A 15892-nucleotide genomic window follows, 5' to 3' on the forward strand; every position below is an offset into this window, starting at 1 on the left:
ATGCGCATCTTTATGAAGGATCGTCTGGGATGGTTCGTCAGCATCATTCTATTCGTCCTCGTCCTGTATCCCTTGGCGGCAGTCATTATTCAAGTGCTGCTGCCCGGGGTTTTCTTCGGCAATTGGCAACTCGGGGACCTAAAGCTGCTGCTGGAAATTTTCAACCGTCCCTTATGGCAAAAGTCGCTCGAAAACTCCGTCCTGCTCGGCCTTGGCACAACGCTGCTTGCTACGGTGCTTGGCGGCGTGCTGGCAACCATTCGTTCAAGCTGGTCTTTCCCTACAGCGAAGCTGCTTGACGCTTCTGTATGGCTGCTGATCATTACGCCGTCGTTCATCTTGGCGCAAGGCTGGGTTCTCTTTGCCGCAGGCGGAGGAATTGCCGTCAATGTGCTTGGGTGGCACTGGATCACAGGTGCTATATTCCAGCCTGCCGGACTTATCTTTATCATGACCTTAAGCAAATTTCCATTCGCCTATCTAAGCATCCATGCCGCTATGGAGTGGAAGGTCGACCAGCTGTCTCAAGCAGCGCGGCTGTCCGGGGCGACTGCCTTTACCGTATGGAGGACCATTCAGGCTCCACTACTTATGCCCGCTGTTTTTGCGGGTGCGGCGCTTGTCTTCATGGATACGATCGGCGATTTCGGGCTTCCCGCTTCAATCGCTGCCGTGTACCGTTTTCCTACATTGCCTTATTCGATTTATTCCGCCATTTATACTTCGCCAATCCGTTTTGATATGGCAGGCGTGCTTTCATTCTATTTGGTTTTGCTCATCGGCATAGCGATGTTTGTGCAATTTTATGCGATGCGCCGCTCGCGGTTCGATTTCCTATCGGCACGCGCGGAGCGGTCCATACCGAAACCGGCTGGCAAATACGCAGCTATTCTTACGACACTTAACTTGCTCTTTCTTGCCGTCGTGATCGGCATTCCGATAGGCGCCAACGTGCTGATGTCCGTATTCAAAACCCAATCGGCAGGCCTTAAGCTAAGCAATTTAACTTTGAATCACTACCGTGATCTATTCCATAGCTCCAGCATGCTGCTCAAAGGACTCGGCCACTCCTTGATGATTGCGGGAGTCGCCGCTCTGCTCGGCTTGCTATTTGGGTTATGCGTTGCCTATGTGCTTACTTATTCACAGTTTAAATTCAAACGAACCATTGAGATTTTTTCCATCATCACTCTAGCCGTACCTGGGGTTGTGCTTGGTATCGGATATATCTTCGTCTGGAATCAGAAATGGCTGGATTCCATTGGCCTGCTCCTTTATGGCACGCCTTGGATACTGGTGCTTGCCGCGATTGCAGGCGCTATTCCCGTCATTACGAGGCTCATGGTCGGGGCAATGGCCAAGGTGCCGCACAGCTTACTGACAGCTGCGCAGCTGCAAGGCGACACGTTTATCGGACGGCTGCGCTTGATCCTCATCCCATTAATCCGGGGCGCTCTGCTGTCCGCGGGGCTCGCAGCTTTTGGCTCAAGCGTATTCGATCTGGCCGTCAACTCCATTTTGTTTCCGCCCAGCTTCCTAACGCTGCCGGTTACGATCAACAAAGCCTTCGAGGATCTGGATTTCGGCTATGCATCGGCAGCCACGGTACTCGGATCGGGCATCGTAATTCTAATCATACTGGCGGTTGAGCTGCTGCTCCGCCGCAAGGAGGCAACCGCATGACTTCAACAACTTTATCGAAAAATACAACGTTTTCCCATGGGCAAGTGCTCCCTGCTGCTCATTCCGGCAGGCCCCTGCTTACCGCTAACGCTTTAACCAAAAGCTACGGAGCCTTCCAAGCGCTGAAAGGCATTTCCTTCGATATGCGAGAAGGGGAAATCATTAGCGTGCTGGGTCCCTCCGGCTGCGGCAAATCCACATTGCTCCAACTCGTAGCCGGGCTATCCCAGCCTGACAGCGGCACACTGTCCTTGGGAGAGGAGATTATCGCCTCCCCGTCCGTCATGCTGCCGCCGGAGAAGCGCGGGGTTAATATGGTGTTTCAGGATTATGCGCTATGGCCGCATATGAAGGTGCTTGATAATATTGCCTACGGGCTGCGCAGAAGCAAAATGGGCCGTGAAGCTATCCAGCAGCGCGTTCAAGAACTGCTTGCGATGCTGCATTTGGAAGGCTTGGAGCATCGTCTGCCGCCTCAGCTATCCGGCGGACAACAACAGCGTGTCGCCATCGCCAGAGCGCTGGCGACACGGCCAAAGCTGATGCTGCTCGACGAGCCGCTATCGAACCTTGATATGCGCCTGCGCGTGGAGATGCGAACGGAGATGGCTTATTTGTTTCGAAAGCTCGGAATCAGCGTCTTTCATGTCACCCATGATCCGGATGAGGCATTTGCGATGGCGGATCGTCTTCTTATTCTTCGGAACGGGCAAATCGACCAAATCGGAACGCCTCAGCAATGCTTTACTAGACCCGCCAGCCGCTGGGCCGCTTCGCTGCTTGGAGCGTATAACAACTTGCGGGGGCAAGTCGTTCATCAGGGCCCAGAAACTGCAATCCGCATCGGTTCATCGCTAGTGCAAGGCCTGCTTGCGCCAGGACAACTAAGGCTGCCCGAGCATTCCAATGCCCTACTCATGTTCCGGCCCGATGATATCGAAGTTATTGAACGCTGCGGCGGAGCCGGTTCACAGGACCCAGCCGGCAATATGCTGATCCTTAAGGTGCTTCACTGCACCTTCGAGGGGAATCGCTGGCGCGCAGTCGCACAAACCAACTGCGGCCAGAAGCTGTATCTCGTACTCGCCCTTCCGCTTGAGGCAGACGAGTACGTATCGGTCAGATTATCCGCAAGCTCCGCTTTCATTTATCCGGATGAGGAAGAAAGGTAGTCGATTCATTTGCCCACTCCTACAATAAAACACTCAAGACTTCTGGCAGCTGCCGATATTCATGGTTACAAGGATGAGCTGTCACTGCTGCTTAAAGAGGCAAATTATAACCCGCTCCATGACCAGCTTATTCTTCTGGGAGACTACATTGATGCCGATGATCCGGCTACTTGGGGTACGCTTGACACGGTCCGCCAGCTTGCTGCCGAAGGAGCCCTGGTGCTGCCAGGCAATCAGGAGCTGCGACTATTGGCAAATATGGAGCATCAGCCATCGTTTCCTTCAGGTACACTCCAATGGCTGGAGCAGCTTCCGCTGTACATTGTGGAAGAAAATTTTTTGTTCGTTCATGCCGGTTTGAGGCCGGGCATTCCTTTGAATAAACAAAGCGCAAAGGATCTTACTGAAATCCGCGATGACTTTATTAATCAACCGTTAGCAGAGCATGACGAAGCCCTCGCGTATGTCATCATCTTCGGCCATACGCCTACGTTTAAGCTTGGTGCGCCTGCAGGAGAGTTATGGGCCGGCAACCGCCGCTTGGCCATCGACACGGGCGCCAAGCATGGCTGCCGTTTGTCGCTGCTTGATGTCGGCCAACTGATTCGATATTCATGCTCGACCGCAGCCCATAGCCGCGGTGGCGACCTGCGGCGGGAAAGCTTGTCACATCCATTTTCATAGTCATCAATGATCAAAGAGGCAAGAGGGATAATCGCATGCGGTTATCCCTCTTGCCTCTTGCCTCTTTCCATATCCCAAGTTTTTTTCGGCAGCTTAGGCAACCGCACAGTCCCCCTCCCGCCCACCTGCATAGGTATAGACAGGAGCACAGTTTATTCACGCCTGGAGGAATGGTTATGCACTCGTCTTTCCATATCCAAAAATACCCGTCCGATCGTCAATCCAAAGAGGATTATATGCTCGATATGAAGCGGGGAGATGTTAATGGCGACGGTATACCGGATCATGTCTATCTATTCGGAAACAAGCCTGACGGCCCATCCGGCATATTCGCGCAAAATATAACGCTGGTAATCCTCGATGGCTATTCCCAGCAGCACACCGTCGTTCCTTTGCAGAACAACGCAGGCTATAACGCTTCGCTGTTCCTCGGAAATTTCGACCCCCATAAAGCCTCCGACATCCTGGTGAGCATCGATACCGGAGGAAGCGGAGGGTACGGCATCTTCTACCTTTATTCTTTTGCTCACAATGAGCTGCGCCTGATGTTCGACTCGGAGCAATATAACCAAGCCCATCCATTCCGTGTCCAATATGAAAACCATTATAAAGTATCCGTAGCAAGCCCCGAACTAGATATTCTGTTCATTATTGATCTCAGCAGCCGCGGCTATGACTATCTGTCTGCCTATTACAACGAAGACGGCACGCTCAAAAAACCGGTGCAAGGTGAAGTGCTTGCGCTCGCCGCCTTAAATCCAATCGTATCCAATGAAAACAGCGGAGCTTTTAGCCTTCTCGCCCTTCAACGGATTATCGGTCCCACAAACGCGGATACGCTCGGTTATGTCGAAAATCTGCTGACCTGGAACGGTCAGGCCTTCCAATCCTCCAGATTGACGGTTGCGATACTTGGCAGCAAGCTCATCAGCCATTTCTAACGCTTTGGGCGAAGATGGGAAGCTTGGCTTCCTTCCGCCCCTCTGCCTTAGGCTCGTGTCACAGCAATCTTGCGTACGTTCGCCCAATCCAAGTACTGCGCTACCGCATACGATGCTTTAGCCTAATTCATAAGGAGTGATTTTTTCATGGGATTATTGCCTCCGTTTGGACCACCCGGTTCGATGGGGCCCATGGGACCGCTTGGACCTATAGGACCATTCGGACCAGGACCGCAAATACCACAAGGCCCGCAGGGGCCTCAGGGACCGCAAGGAACGATGGGGCCGACTGCACCTCCCCCTCAGTTTACGCCCCCGCAGCCAGCGGTTACGCCGTTTGCCGTTGATCCGGGTGCCATTTCCGGCTGTCTATTCCGCAACACCTATATATGGCTTGCCAACGGGCAGGGCTTTTGGTTTTTCCCTGTGTTCGTAGGCCGCAACTCCGTATCAGGCTTCCGCTGGTTCGGCAGATCCTGGCTTTATTCGGGAATTGATTTGCGGCAAATCAATTCATTTACATGTTTTTGAGGAAATAATCAAGGTGAAACGGCTGTCGCCGTCCTTTGGCGGCGCGGCGCGTTTCATTCCGAGAAATATAGAGAATGTATTGCGGAATGATATACTTTCCTATATTTCAAGGTGAAACGGCTGTCGCCATCCTTTGGCGGCGCGGCGCGTTTCATTCCGAGAAATATAGAGAATGTATTACGGAATGATATACTTTCCTATATTTCAAGGTGAAACGGCCCCCTCTCGCAAGTCGAGAAGGAGGCCGTTTATTTGTTGTTANCTCTCGCAAGTCGAGAAGGAGGCCGTTTATTTGTTGTTATGCGGTCGCGCCGCGAAGCATAGTTTTCATATAGCTGCTGCAGGCAACCAGGAAATATATCGTCTGCATCGCAATATAAATCCCGATGACGACGAAGGAGTAAATCCAGTTGGAGGAATTCATCATATTATCCAGCGCCTTCATTGCGAACAAGGCATGCAGGATGCCGACGACCACAGGGACAAAGAAGACGATGCCTACCTGCGTGACGACAATTTTACGCATCTCGTTTTTGGTCATGCCAATTCGGGATAATGCTTTAAACTGGGCTTGATCCTCTTGGAGTTCCGTATACAGCTTGAAATAGAGCATGCTGCCCGATGCGATGAAGAATAGAAGGCTGATAAACATGCCGATAAACAAGGTTAACGATACCGTTTCATTCATATCAACCAAGTCGCTTCCCCGGCGGAAATCGATTTGCGGCTGCAGCTCTTCCGGCACCAGGTTTTTCAGCTTCTCTGCCGTAGGAGCGGATTTCTCCCAATTGCTCAGCTCAAAGCCGTACATGACGTTCCATTGGTCTTCAGGAATGCCTGATACCAGCTTCATATAGGAAAAGTCATCCATCACAAACGTATAATAATTGTTTTGCATCGAGTTCATGACCTTTGCGTCAATGACGCTGCTAATCTCAAACTCCTTGTTATGACCATTGATGTCTCCTTTGACATAGCCATGATGATGGTAGATCTCCCCATAGCTCTGCAAGGCAAGCGTTAATTTTCCATACTCCGGAAGGATGCTCGGCTGTCCAGTCATCTCCGCAAGCTTGTTATAATCCGTAGCCGAAATAATGACAGCATCCGAATCGAACTCGCGGTATTCTTCATCATCCCACTGAATGGCGTAACGGCTTATGACCATGCTGACTGCCTTGGCCTCTTTGGTAATCTTGAAGCCGTCCTCGGTGACGATTCGTTTCAGCTCCGCTTGATCAATCACCTCATGCGTATTTAATCCGTTCTCGCTATAGGCTAGCGTAAAAGGAGAATTTTCGAGCAAGCTTTGTTTACTGCCGATTTGCAAAATATAAACCGTACCGAGCGCAGTCATCACAACCGCGCTTAAAATGGATACGATAAACAATATTCGCGCGTTATCCCTAATTTTATAGCCTAGCTGGGCAAACACAATCATATTGGTCCGCTTATAATAAACCGCCGATTTCTTCTGAATAAACGTTAACACCAAAATGCTAAGCTGCGTGAACAGAAAATAAGTCCCTACCACTACGGTAATTAAGATGGGCAGCGAAAATACAACAAACGTATTGCTGTTCATAAAAAAAGCCATGCCGTAAGCGGCGACCAGACACAAGGCGGCAACGAAAACCAACCAGCGCGAGAAGACCAGTTGTCCTTTTGGCTTGCGGGCAGCTTTCAACAAATCAACGATCTCCGTACGGCCGATACGAAGCGCCGTCCACATGGAAATAATCATAAACAAGGCAAAAAAACCGCCTGCCGTTATTCCGATGGCTTTGAGAGGCAGCGCAAACGGAATCGGTGCCTCCAGCTTTAGCAGCACCCCCAGCGCCATAAAGAACAGCTTGCTGAACAGCGTGCCGAGTCCGATGCCTACCGCTACTGCCAGAAAGGCAATAGCCGCATTTTCATAGAGTACCAGCTTGCGAAGCTGTGCCCTGGTCATCCCGAATAGAGAGAACAATCCGAATTCCTGCTGCCTTGTTTTTAGAAAGGCTGAGTTTGAATACAACACAAACAGAAACGAGAAAATGACGATAATATACTCGCAAAATTCCATCCCTTTGCGTATCTTTGAAGCCGCCATTATAAAGCCGCTCTCTACATCCGGATGATACAGAAAGGCAGCATAAATATAAAAGATCATAACGGAAAACACGCTGCTCAGAAAAAATGCGCTGTATGACCGCCAGTTGCCCCGGATATTGCTAAGCGCGAGCGAACGGAACGTCATCGAAATTACCTCCCAGCACGCTGAGAGCGTCTAAAATTTGTTGAAAAAATGCCTGCCTGTTCGTTCCTTTGCGAATCTCCGAGAAAAACTTCCCATCCTTGATGAAGACAATCCGCTGGCAATAGCTCGCTGAGAACGGATCATGCGTAACCATCAATACCGTCGCCTTAAACCGTTCATTCATATCTTTGAGCGAGTCCATCACGTCTTTCGCCGATTTGGAGTCAAGGTTGCCGGTCAGCTCGTCAGCGAGCACAAGCGAGGGCTGGTGAATGATCGCCCGTGCAATGGCTGCGCGCTGCTTCTGGCCGCCTGACACCTCATACGTCCGTTTATCAAGAATTGGCGTGATTTGCAGCAGCTCGGCTAACGGATGCAGCTTCTCTAAAATCTTTTTTGGCGCTATGCCCTCTAATACAAGAGGCAAAATGATGTTTTCTTTAATCGATAGCGTATCGAGCAAGTTAAAATCCTGAAAAACAAAACCAAGCTCGCGGCGGCGAAACAACGCAAGCTTCTTGTCCGTCAGCTTGCTGGGGTTGACGCCGTTAATTTCAATCTGGCCGGAAGTTGGCCGATCAATGGTGGACAACAGATTAAGCAGCGTCGTTTTGCCGCTTCCTGAAGGTCCCATTACCCCAACGAACTCTCCGGCCTCCAGTTTCAGCTCGATATCCTCCAGCGCCTTGTATGCCACGTTTCCTTTGGAACTGTATATTTTGCCGAGCCCTTGTGCTTGTAGTACACTCATTGCGATGTTCCTCCCCAAAATGTCTATATGCTTGTTTCGATAGCCTTAGTATAGACCAGGGGAGAGCAAGGAACCCATCGATTTCTCTTTCAATCATCCGAAGCAAACCTTACAATATTGTCACTTAACCGCCTCTATCCTGTCGCTCGCCATCCATCCGATGAATGCCACGCGGTTCAAACGTTAAGGTGATGCTTGTACCCTCGCCAAGCACGGAAGATATCGTCATCGCATGCCCAAGCCTACTGCACACTTGTTTAGCCAAATAGAGCCCCATACCCGTCGACTCGCCAGCCGTACGCCCATTTTCTCCCGTAAAGAACGGGTCGAACACTCTCGGAAGATCATGCGGGGCGATCCCGATTCCTTCATCTATGACCTTCACCGTGCCGCTGCCGCTGGCAAGCGCCTCCATTTGGAACAAAAGCTTTTTGGAGCCCGGCTTTCTCTTGCTATATTTAATGGCGTTGCTGACGAACTGATTGAACAAAAACGTCATCCATTTCTCGTCCGTCTCCACCCAGGCCTCTCCCTCCACCCGCGGAAAAATGGAATGGCGGATACACAGCTTCTTATGCGCATTAATTACGGTACGCGCAAGCTCATGCAGGGACGTTTGCTTGATATGCAAATCAATTTCAAACTTGTCCAATCGAGACGTATAAAGCATCATCTCCAGCCCACGCGACATGCGGTCCGTTTCTTCTTGAACGCTAAGCGCAAGCAGCCTGTGTTCCTCCGGCGATGGAGCGCTCTGCTGCTGTGCTTGCTGGGCAAGCAAATCGATCACAGACAAGGGGGTTTTCATATGATGAACCCATTGCAGCACAAAGTGGTTATGCAGCTCCTGCTGGCGGCGATATTTCCCAAGCTCATTCAGATACGCTCGATTTTGCTCCTCGAGAAGGCGAGCGACAAGCCTTTGCTCACCTGTAACGGTAGATTGCACGATTTTCGCAGCTTGCAGCTCATCTGATTTTTCAATCGCATCGGTTAACTCTTTAAAGTAGGTACGTTGGCGCAAATAATCAATCGCCAGCCATACGCCTAAAAAAAACAAAGAGAGCACAATAAAATAATAAATTGTCCCCTCTTCAATGTAACCTGGATATCGCTCTCTTTCCAACAGCAGCAAGCTGATGGACAAGCCGATAATGAATAACGCCATAATGATAAACAGCAGCCGGTCACGCAAAAATAACGCCAGCGTCATCGCAGCGTCCCTTCTTCCTTGCCCGCGAGCGTCAGCTTATAGCCTTTACCACGCACTGTCTCGACCGCTTTCGCGAGGCCAAGCTCCTCCAGCTTCCTCCGAAGCCTGGTGACATTGACCGTCAGCGTATTGTCATCCACAAATTGGACATCATCCCAAAGCGCCTCGAGCAGCTGCTCGCGCGTTGCAATTTCTCCCGGCTGCTTCATCAGGCATTCGGCAAGCAATTGCTCGTTTTTGGTCAGCTCGACTCGCTGCCCTTCCCATTCCAGCTCATTGCGGCTTAAATAGAGGCGCAGCCCCCCGGCATTCCGTTCGGCTTGGGCCGACCCTATACTGTCCATAGCTGCTACCGAGCCAGCGGCGTATTCGCCATATGCGCGCCGCAGCGCGCTTTTCACTTTGGCCATCAGCAAATCCAGATGGATGGGCTTGGTAATATAGTCATCTCCGCCATTCTCGATAGCCATTACCTGATCCATCTCGCCTGCCCGCGCTGATATGAATAGAATCGGTACGCTGGAACGCGTGCGGATCTGCCTGCACCAATAATAACCGTCGAAATACGGCAAATTGATATCCAGCAAAACCAAATGAGGCCCGAAGGCCTCCAGCTCGGGCATTATTTCGCGAAATTGCGTGACGCTCTCCGCTTCGAAGCCGTATTTGTCCATATGGCTCTTCAAAATGGACGCGATCTTATCGTCGTCCTCTACGATAAAAATCCGATACATGAAGTGCCTCCTCCTGATGTTCGTTACGCCAACTGCTGTTTAGGCACCACAAAACGCACCGTTGTGCCCTGCCCCGGCACAGATACAAGCTCCAAGTTCCCGCCTACGCTGTGCGCCCTTTCCTCCATGCTGAACAAACCAACGCCGCGCCCGACCCGCTCCGTGTTAAAGCCTTGCCCGCGGTCAATAACAATGACCTCAACCTCATCCATATGTTCCTTCAGCGTCACTTCAGCCTCCGCAACCTCCGCATATTTCGCAATATTTGTCAGCGCCTCTTGAATCACGCGGTAAATAGCCGTTTCTTTCATAATTCCAAGCCTGCTCTTCAATTGGTTCTCCAGCTTCAATTGGATGCCAAAGTGCTGCGAATAATTGTCCACGTAGGTTCTGATTGCCGGTCCAACGCCAAGATCATCCAGTACTGATGGGCGAAGCTCCCATGCCAATCCCCGGATATCCTCCATGATGCCGGATACGTCACCCCGCAGCTCGCTTAGCTCCGTGATTTGATCATGCTCGCCGATTAAACGGTCCAGTTGAATCAGCAGGGTAAATAAGCTTTGGCCGATTCCGTCATGCAGCTCGCGCGAGATTCGTTTCCTCTCGTCCTCCTGGATCTCAATCACCTTGACCATCATTTCCTTCAGCTTCTGCTCCGCCAGCTTGCGCTGGGTCACTTCACTGCGAATAGCCAAATACTGATAAGGCTTACCCTCTTCGTCCAGAAAAGGAACGATCGTTGTGCTTACCCAATAAAAGCTTCCGTCCTTCGCCCGATTTTTGATTTCACCGCGCCATACCTCGCCAATTGAAATCACATTCCAAAGCTTGCGGAAAAAATCACTGCCGTGAAACCCTGAATTAATGATGCGGTGGTCCTGTCCGATCAGCTCATGGCGCTCATATTTGGAAATCTCGCAAAACTTATCATTCACGTATTCGATTTTCCCTTTACGGTCCGTAACCGCAACGATGGAAGATTCGTCCAAAGCAAACTTCACGTCCGCAAGCTGCTTGAGCGATTGGTTCACTTGCGCCAGCATAGACTTGTCATCGATTTCGCCCTCAAGAACAGACAGCAGATACTCGACGTCCGAGCCAATGATTTGCCGGTATTTCTCTCCGTTATGCTTAATCAAATTGCAGCAGTCCTTTCTTCAGCGCGAACTTGATGAGCTCTGGGCGCGTTCGAAGCCCCAGCTTATCCATCAGATGGCTTTTATGCGTTTCCACCGTCTTGACGCTTATAATCAGGTTTTCTGCAATTTCCTTGTTGGCATAGCCTTTGGCAATCCAGCCTAAAATCTCCTTCTCGCGCTCCGAAAGCGTCTCGTACGGACCGCTATCCTCGCCGCCTTGCTTTAGCTTCACAAGGTACTCGCTCATCAACCGCTTTGTCGCCGTTGGGTACAAATAGGCATTTCCTTGCGCAACTGATTGTATGGCTGAAATCAGCTCATCATGCGGTGCGTTTTTCAATATATATCCTGAAGCTCCGATATGAATCGCACGGAACAAATATTCATCATCATCATGCATCGTCAAAATGAGCACAGCTGTATCCGGAAGCAGTTTTTTTAACTCCGTCGTTGCCGTCATCCCGTCCTTGCCGTGCGGCATGCTCAAATCCATCAAGACTACATCGGGCAAAAGCTGCTGCGCCAGCTGGATCGCTTCGTCACCTTCGGATGCTTCCCCCACCACTTCAATATCATGCTTGCCATGCAGCAGCATTGCGAGCCCGGAGCGGACCATCGCATGGTCATCGCAAATCATCAGCTTAATCATTTCCTTCTCCCTCCGCCGGAATGCACCTTGCTCCCTAAAATTCCAACTTTTATCATTACCACACCATTATAGCTTACATTGTGCGATACGGCTTCTGATTCCGTCAAATAATCCGTTCCTGCAGCAAAATAGCCGCCATCTCTTTGGCGATGCGGCCGGCTTCCTCAAGCTCAACTGACAGGTAGGCTTCCTCCGAGCGCCTGCCCATTAACAACACGCCGCAAACGTCCCGCTGCTTCACGATTGGAATGCTGGCCGCGATTCGCAGCTGCTCAGCAAGCAGAATCGGCTCTCCCAGCTTAAAACGTTCCGCATCCGACAATGCCGTGCCTGTGCTAGCCAGCCGAGCAGATCGTATGGCCGTTCCGGATAAGCCTGCGGTAGGCTTCTGCTCCACAAGCAGCGTCCGCTTGCTCATGCTTCCGCTAGCGTTAGACCAGCGCAGCTTACGTTTACCTGCATCGAGTGAGCCGAGTACCACAAAATCACTCCCTGTATCCCGCTTCAAGCGCTCGATGCAGGCAGCAATATTCGCTTCCCTTGTCTCCATTTCCGTTCCTCCTCCCGGATTACAAGCCATCGTTGATTTTTATTATAAAGCTATGTTAAGGCTTTGTATGTCAGGGAATTCCCTGAATTTACGTTTCTCTAAGTTAGGCAGACAAAGAAAAAAGGAGCCCTTTGACAGGCTCCTTCCTTGACGGTGTTTGATCGAATGAGTTTCTTTGCATCTAACACTTCACATCATTAAGATTACTCGGGCACCGCTCGATTGCTATCCGTTTTAATGGTTAGCGCGTAGCGTGTGTGTTCAGAAGTATTCTGCGACACAACCCCTCGCTTTCATAAAAGCTAAGTGATTAAATAAGCTCCTCTTGTAGCCCTAGCACCAAATGGTCCAACGGAACCACACCTCTCTTCACACCGTCAATACTAATATGCACATGATTTACGCGGCTTATACAAACGTTCCTCAATTTTTTTTTACAGCTTGTACAAGTTCGGAACAGACAAATGACTGGACGCCTCCGTCTTTACCTCATGCTCAGCGCTTTTCTGTTCTTCCTCCTGAGTATGGAACATATAGAACATTTCGCTTGCGATAAAAAGGATGGTAAAGCCGATCACGAGCATTATTTTAATGCTGGTCGCCTTGTTTCTCTTCATCAATTCATTATTTTCCGATTTGAATGCCCATGTCCGCTTTCCCTTGCCCGCTGCGCTCGCGGATTGACCGCAGGGACAGTTGAGAGCCGCATGAAACTCATACCCCTGAGGGGATAGATTGTAGCGCCCTTTTTGAACGGTATGCTTGCGTCCGCACGAAGGGCATCCAACCTCAATAAAATGTCTATAATCACGTATAAACTCCATGTGCCATTATCCTCCAAGATGATCGATTCATAGAAGCAAAGCTCGAAAACATATATAGGCTTATATTCGAACAAAAAAAACTTCCGGAATGCATATGTTGCTCATACGCATTTCGGAAGATACCTCTGAACGCCCGTTATTAACACTCGCCGGCAGCAGCCGGCTTCCCTGCGTCGCTTGCAGTTCGGAACGATGATCCGCAGCCGCATGTTGCGCTCGCATTCGGATTTTCGATCGTGAACCCGCCACCCATTGCAGATTCCTTGAAATCAATAACAAGCCCATTTAAATATTTAATGCTGTCTTCATCAACGACAACCTTAAGGCCTTCCATATCAAGCGCTTTGTCGCCTGCTTGCTGCTCGTCATCAAAGCCCATCCCGTAGGAGAAACCGCTGCAGCCGCCTTCCTTCACGCCAATCCGCAGGAATAGCTCCGGTCCGCCTTCTTCCGCAAGCATTTCTTTTATTTTATCAGATGCTGTATCACTAATTGTGATCATGCTACATCCCTCCGTTATCCATCTAGTTCAGAGCTTATACAACTCACTTACTTATTTACAGTATAACGGAATGTTAATGCGGTATCAATCGGCAAGTTGCTGAGCATCGTTCATTTTATTACGAAATCATCCAATATGAGGGCTCTATTCAAATATGACGAACTTTAAATCTTGTTCTTTCAGATATTTGATGATGGCGGGCAACGCCTCGACGGTCTTCTTTTTCTCATGCAGAACGTAAATGCCGCCCGAGGGATCAACTTTGTGGAAATATTGGATAATGGCTTCGGAACTCGCTGCTTTCCAGTCTTCTGGATCGCGGTTCCACATTAAAACCTTCATGTTCTCCTTTTGCAAATCTTCAATTAGACTATCGGATATCAAGCCGTAAGGAGGTCTGAATATGGTATTCGCTTGCTTGGTGAGCTTTTCTATAGCTTTAGTGGCAAAGCCCACATTTTCCACTTTTGCTGCCCGCTCAAGCTGCTCTAAATTGCTGTGGTCCCAAGAGTGGTTCCCAACCGACATCATTCGATCGCTTGCATAAGTGACGGCATCCGGATATTTTTGTGTGTTTTTTCCAATAAACAAGAAGGTTGCTGCCACGTTTTGCTCTTTCAGGATATCAACGATTTTCTCCGTATAAGCGGACGGGCCATCATCAAACGTTAATGCAACATACCCTTTTGGCAAAGCGTAAGCCGCTTTATCGCCGTCCAGCTCATACCTCTCGTAAAGCTGCTCTTCGTCTATTACCGCTGCTTGTGCCGTAGAGATCGAAATGGGGTGGGATTGTTCGTCTTGATTGGCCAAATATACAACCGTGCTTGCTTGAAGCTGGTCTTGGATTGGTGATTCTTTAGGTTCAGAATGATCATAAAGCGAACTGGCCGCATTGACACTGAGCCTAAGCGGATCATCCTCCTCACCTAACAACCTGTCGCTTGTGCTTATAACAGCGATCAAGATAAACAAACTAAACGCGACCAAACGAACGATGATCTGTCTGTTATGCTGTCCTGTCCTTATCTTGCTTATGTTCTTAAGCTTCGGTTGCCAACCTTTCATTGCTGGCGATAAAATTTCAGGCCCAACAGTTTCGCTGTTGACACCTTTCTTTAACCGCTGCAGTTCCGCTATATAAGCTGCGCTGCAGGCAAAATACAAAGAATAGCGCATGTCGCCTTCCTTGTAAGATAAGTGGCTGTAATGAAGCTTTCGATATGGATCCCACTTCGTGTAGGACGATAGCCTAATCCTGCCTTGACTCCGTGGGCAAATGGCAAGCATTTCTTTATATGTATATTCATCTAATTCAACGACGCAATCAGTACGGGCAGATTCTCGAGATATGCATACCGCCATCTGATAGCCGCTTGCATTTTCTTGAAGCGACAGTAGCTCGATCATTTGGACTGGATTGCTTTCCATAGTTGTCTTCAAATCTCCTTTAGCGGTCGCAGGTGGAACGGCAGCTCAATGCTCTCCCGCCGCGTCATTCCGCTTTGATTGATTCTGACCTAGTGGCAAGGACATTCTGCTGGTAAAATCGCTGATCATGTTCGCTAAATATGCTTTTTCTTGACGCATGGTCTCGTATTTTTGCTTCAAGTGAGTGTTTTCCACTTCCAGCCTGCCGATTTTTTCTTCCAACTCATTTATTTTCAAGTTTTTCTCGGCATTGGCCTCATTGTGCTTTTGAAGCAATCCACTATACTTCTGCCGTTCCAGATCAATCACATTTTTAAGTTCATCTGTTTCGCTTGACATCGAAGCTTGCAGCTCCCGGAAATCTTCCATCACTTGATCGACCTTCAGATTTTTCTCGACGAGCTTATTTTCAAGCTCCATAATATTTTTTTCGCGCTCTTCGATGACTTTATTCAAATTTCTTACATCTCGGTTTAGTCGCTCTACATAGCTATTGGAGTGATTTAACCGATCTTGAAGCTCATTCATGTTCAGCTCGGTATGCTGCCTTGATTGAATGATTTGTTCAACCGCAAACACCAAATCAAGCGATTTCTTATCCATATTGGCTTTGCTAGCCGAACTCATAATGGATGCAAACTCTTCTTTATCACCCGATTGCTGCAGCTCCATGTCTTGATCCTTAACTTCCGCAACAGAACCGGAGCTGTGTTCCCTGTGTTTCTCTGCTGGGTCTTTTTTCTTAAAAAAAGGAGAAACCAATACCAACACCTCTTCCATAATAATGTCAAATTTTGTCGAACACTGTTAATCTTATTATAGAATAATTGCCAATTGCATAAT

The 15892-nt window shown here is 49.4% G+C and carries 16 protein-coding genes; 5 read left to right on the plus strand and 11 right to left on the minus strand.

What is annotated here, in order from left to right; all coding sequences use genetic code 11:
- The first annotated feature begins 12 nt into the window (after positions 1-12).
- From FJQ58_RS00705 to FJQ58_RS00725, 5 genes are all read left to right on the plus strand, one after another.
- Positions 13-1683, plus strand: a complete 1671-nt coding sequence (locus FJQ58_RS00705; RefSeq protein ID WP_238403657.1) for an ABC transporter permease — start codon at positions 13-15, stop codon at positions 1681-1683.
- Positions 1680-2855, plus strand: a complete 1176-nt coding sequence (locus FJQ58_RS00710; protein ID WP_139990540.1) for an ABC transporter ATP-binding protein — start codon at positions 1680-1682, stop codon at positions 2853-2855. Before FJQ58_RS00705 ends, FJQ58_RS00710 begins: the two co-directional genes overlap by 4 nt.
- A 9-nt stretch (positions 2856-2864) precedes the next feature.
- Positions 2865-3539, plus strand: coding sequence for a metallophosphoesterase (locus FJQ58_RS00715; RefSeq protein ID WP_162341228.1), 675 nt, complete (start codon positions 2865-2867; stop codon positions 3537-3539).
- 176 nt (positions 3540-3715) lie between these two features.
- Positions 3716-4480: a VCBS repeat-containing protein gene (locus FJQ58_RS00720; RefSeq protein WP_202915178.1), complete on the plus strand. Its 765-nt coding sequence runs from the start codon at positions 3716-3718 to the stop codon at positions 4478-4480.
- Positions 4481-4627: 147 nt separating this feature from the next.
- Positions 4628-5011, plus strand: a complete 384-nt coding sequence (locus tag FJQ58_RS00725; RefSeq protein WP_139990542.1) for a hypothetical protein — start codon at positions 4628-4630, stop codon at positions 5009-5011.
- A gap of 298 nt (positions 5012-5309) precedes the next feature.
- On the opposite strand, the gene FJQ58_RS00730 is transcribed toward FJQ58_RS00725, so the two are convergent.
- The 11 genes from FJQ58_RS00730 to FJQ58_RS00780 all read right to left on the minus strand — a co-directional run bounded on the left by FJQ58_RS00730 (position 5310) and on the right by FJQ58_RS00780 (position 15811).
- A complete protein-coding gene (locus tag FJQ58_RS00730; RefSeq protein WP_139990543.1) occupies positions 5310-7253 on the minus strand; it encodes an ABC transporter permease in 1944 nt (647 codons plus the stop codon).
- Positions 7228-8004, minus strand: a complete 777-nt coding sequence (locus tag FJQ58_RS00735; protein WP_139990544.1) for an ABC transporter ATP-binding protein — start codon at positions 8002-8004, stop codon at positions 7228-7230. Before FJQ58_RS00735 ends, FJQ58_RS00730 begins: the two co-directional genes overlap by 26 nt.
- A gap of 124 nt (positions 8005-8128) precedes the next feature.
- Complete coding sequence (locus FJQ58_RS00740; RefSeq protein WP_139990545.1) at positions 8129-9217, minus strand: sensor histidine kinase; 1089 nt, start codon at positions 9215-9217, stop codon at positions 8129-8131.
- Complete coding sequence (locus tag FJQ58_RS00745; protein WP_139990546.1) at positions 9214-9951, minus strand: response regulator transcription factor; 738 nt, start codon at positions 9949-9951, stop codon at positions 9214-9216. The genes FJQ58_RS00740 and FJQ58_RS00745 overlap by 4 nt, the downstream gene beginning before the upstream one ends.
- 23 nt (positions 9952-9974) lie before the next feature.
- The gene (locus FJQ58_RS00750) at positions 9975-10997 is read right to left on the minus strand and encodes a PAS domain-containing sensor histidine kinase (protein WP_202915181.1); all 1023 of its coding nucleotides are present in this window, start codon (positions 10995-10997) and stop codon (positions 9975-9977) included.
- Between the two features lie 88 nt (positions 10998-11085).
- A complete protein-coding gene (locus FJQ58_RS00755) occupies positions 11086-11742 on the minus strand; it encodes a response regulator transcription factor (protein WP_139990547.1) in 657 nt (218 codons plus the stop codon).
- 103 nt (positions 11743-11845) lie between these two features.
- The gene (locus FJQ58_RS00760; RefSeq protein WP_139990548.1) at positions 11846-12292 is read right to left on the minus strand and encodes a GAF domain-containing protein; all 447 of its coding nucleotides are present in this window, start codon (positions 12290-12292) and stop codon (positions 11846-11848) included.
- Between the two features lie 434 nt (positions 12293-12726).
- On the minus strand, positions 12727-13116 hold the full coding sequence (locus tag FJQ58_RS00765; RefSeq protein ID WP_139990549.1) for a hypothetical protein: 390 nt from the start codon (positions 13114-13116) through the stop codon (positions 12727-12729).
- Between the two features lie 139 nt (positions 13117-13255).
- The gene (locus tag FJQ58_RS00770) at positions 13256-13618 is read right to left on the minus strand and encodes a HesB/IscA family protein (RefSeq protein ID WP_139990550.1); all 363 of its coding nucleotides are present in this window, start codon (positions 13616-13618) and stop codon (positions 13256-13258) included.
- Positions 13619-13762: 144 nt separating this feature from the next.
- Positions 13763-15049, minus strand: a complete 1287-nt coding sequence (locus FJQ58_RS00775) for a polysaccharide deacetylase family protein (protein WP_139990551.1) — start codon at positions 15047-15049, stop codon at positions 13763-13765.
- A gap of 45 nt (positions 15050-15094) precedes the next feature.
- Positions 15095-15811 (minus strand): hypothetical protein, encoded by a 717-nt coding sequence (locus FJQ58_RS00780; RefSeq protein WP_139990552.1) that lies wholly within the window; start codon positions 15809-15811, stop codon positions 15095-15097.
- Positions 15812-15892: the final 81 nt, after the last annotated feature.

Origin of the sequence: Paenibacillus paridis (assembly GCF_006345825.1) — a bacterium.
GTDB lineage: Bacteria > Bacillota > Bacilli > Paenibacillales > Paenibacillaceae > Pristimantibacillus > Pristimantibacillus paridis.

Coding starts and splice junctions, on each gene's coding strand:
- FJQ58_RS00750 (WP_202915181.1), bottom strand. CDS start 10,997: ATGCTGGCGCAAGTGAACCAATCGCTCAAGCAGCTTGCGGACGTGAAG.
- FJQ58_RS00770 (WP_139990550.1), bottom strand. CDS start 13,618: ATGATCACAATTAGTGATACAGCATCTGATAAAATAAAAGAAATGCTT.
- FJQ58_RS00735 (WP_139990544.1), bottom strand. CDS start 8,004: ATGAGTGTACTACAAGCACAAGGGCTCGGCAAAATATACAGTTCCAAA.
- FJQ58_RS00730 (WP_139990543.1), bottom strand. CDS start 7,253: ATGACGTTCCGTTCGCTCGCGCTTAGCAATATCCGGGGCAACTGGCGG.
- FJQ58_RS00745 (WP_139990546.1), bottom strand. CDS start 9,951: ATGTATCGGATTTTTATCGTAGAGGACGACGATAAGATCGCGTCCATT.
- FJQ58_RS00765 (WP_139990549.1), bottom strand. CDS start 13,116: ATGGAGTTTATACGTGATTATAGACATTTTATTGAGGTTGGATGCCCT.
- FJQ58_RS00775 (WP_139990551.1), bottom strand. CDS start 15,049: ATGGAAAGCAATCCAGTCCAAATGATCGAGCTACTGTCGCTTCAAGAA.
- FJQ58_RS00755 (WP_139990547.1), bottom strand. CDS start 11,742: ATGATTAAGCTGATGATTTGCGATGACCATGCGATGGTCCGCTCCGGG.
- FJQ58_RS00720 (WP_202915178.1), top strand. CDS start 3,716: ATGCACTCGTCTTTCCATATCCAAAAATACCCGTCCGATCGTCAATCC.
- FJQ58_RS00710 (WP_139990540.1), top strand. CDS start 1,680: ATGACTTCAACAACTTTATCGAAAAATACAACGTTTTCCCATGGGCAA.
- FJQ58_RS00725 (WP_139990542.1), top strand. CDS start 4,628: ATGGGATTATTGCCTCCGTTTGGACCACCCGGTTCGATGGGGCCCATG.
- FJQ58_RS00740 (WP_139990545.1), bottom strand. CDS start 9,217: ATGACGCTGGCGTTATTTTTGCGTGACCGGCTGCTGTTTATCATTATG.
- FJQ58_RS00705 (WP_238403657.1), top strand. CDS start 13: ATGAAGGATCGTCTGGGATGGTTCGTCAGCATCATTCTATTCGTCCTC.
- FJQ58_RS00760 (WP_139990548.1), bottom strand. CDS start 12,292: ATGGAGACAAGGGAAGCGAATATTGCTGCCTGCATCGAGCGCTTGAAG.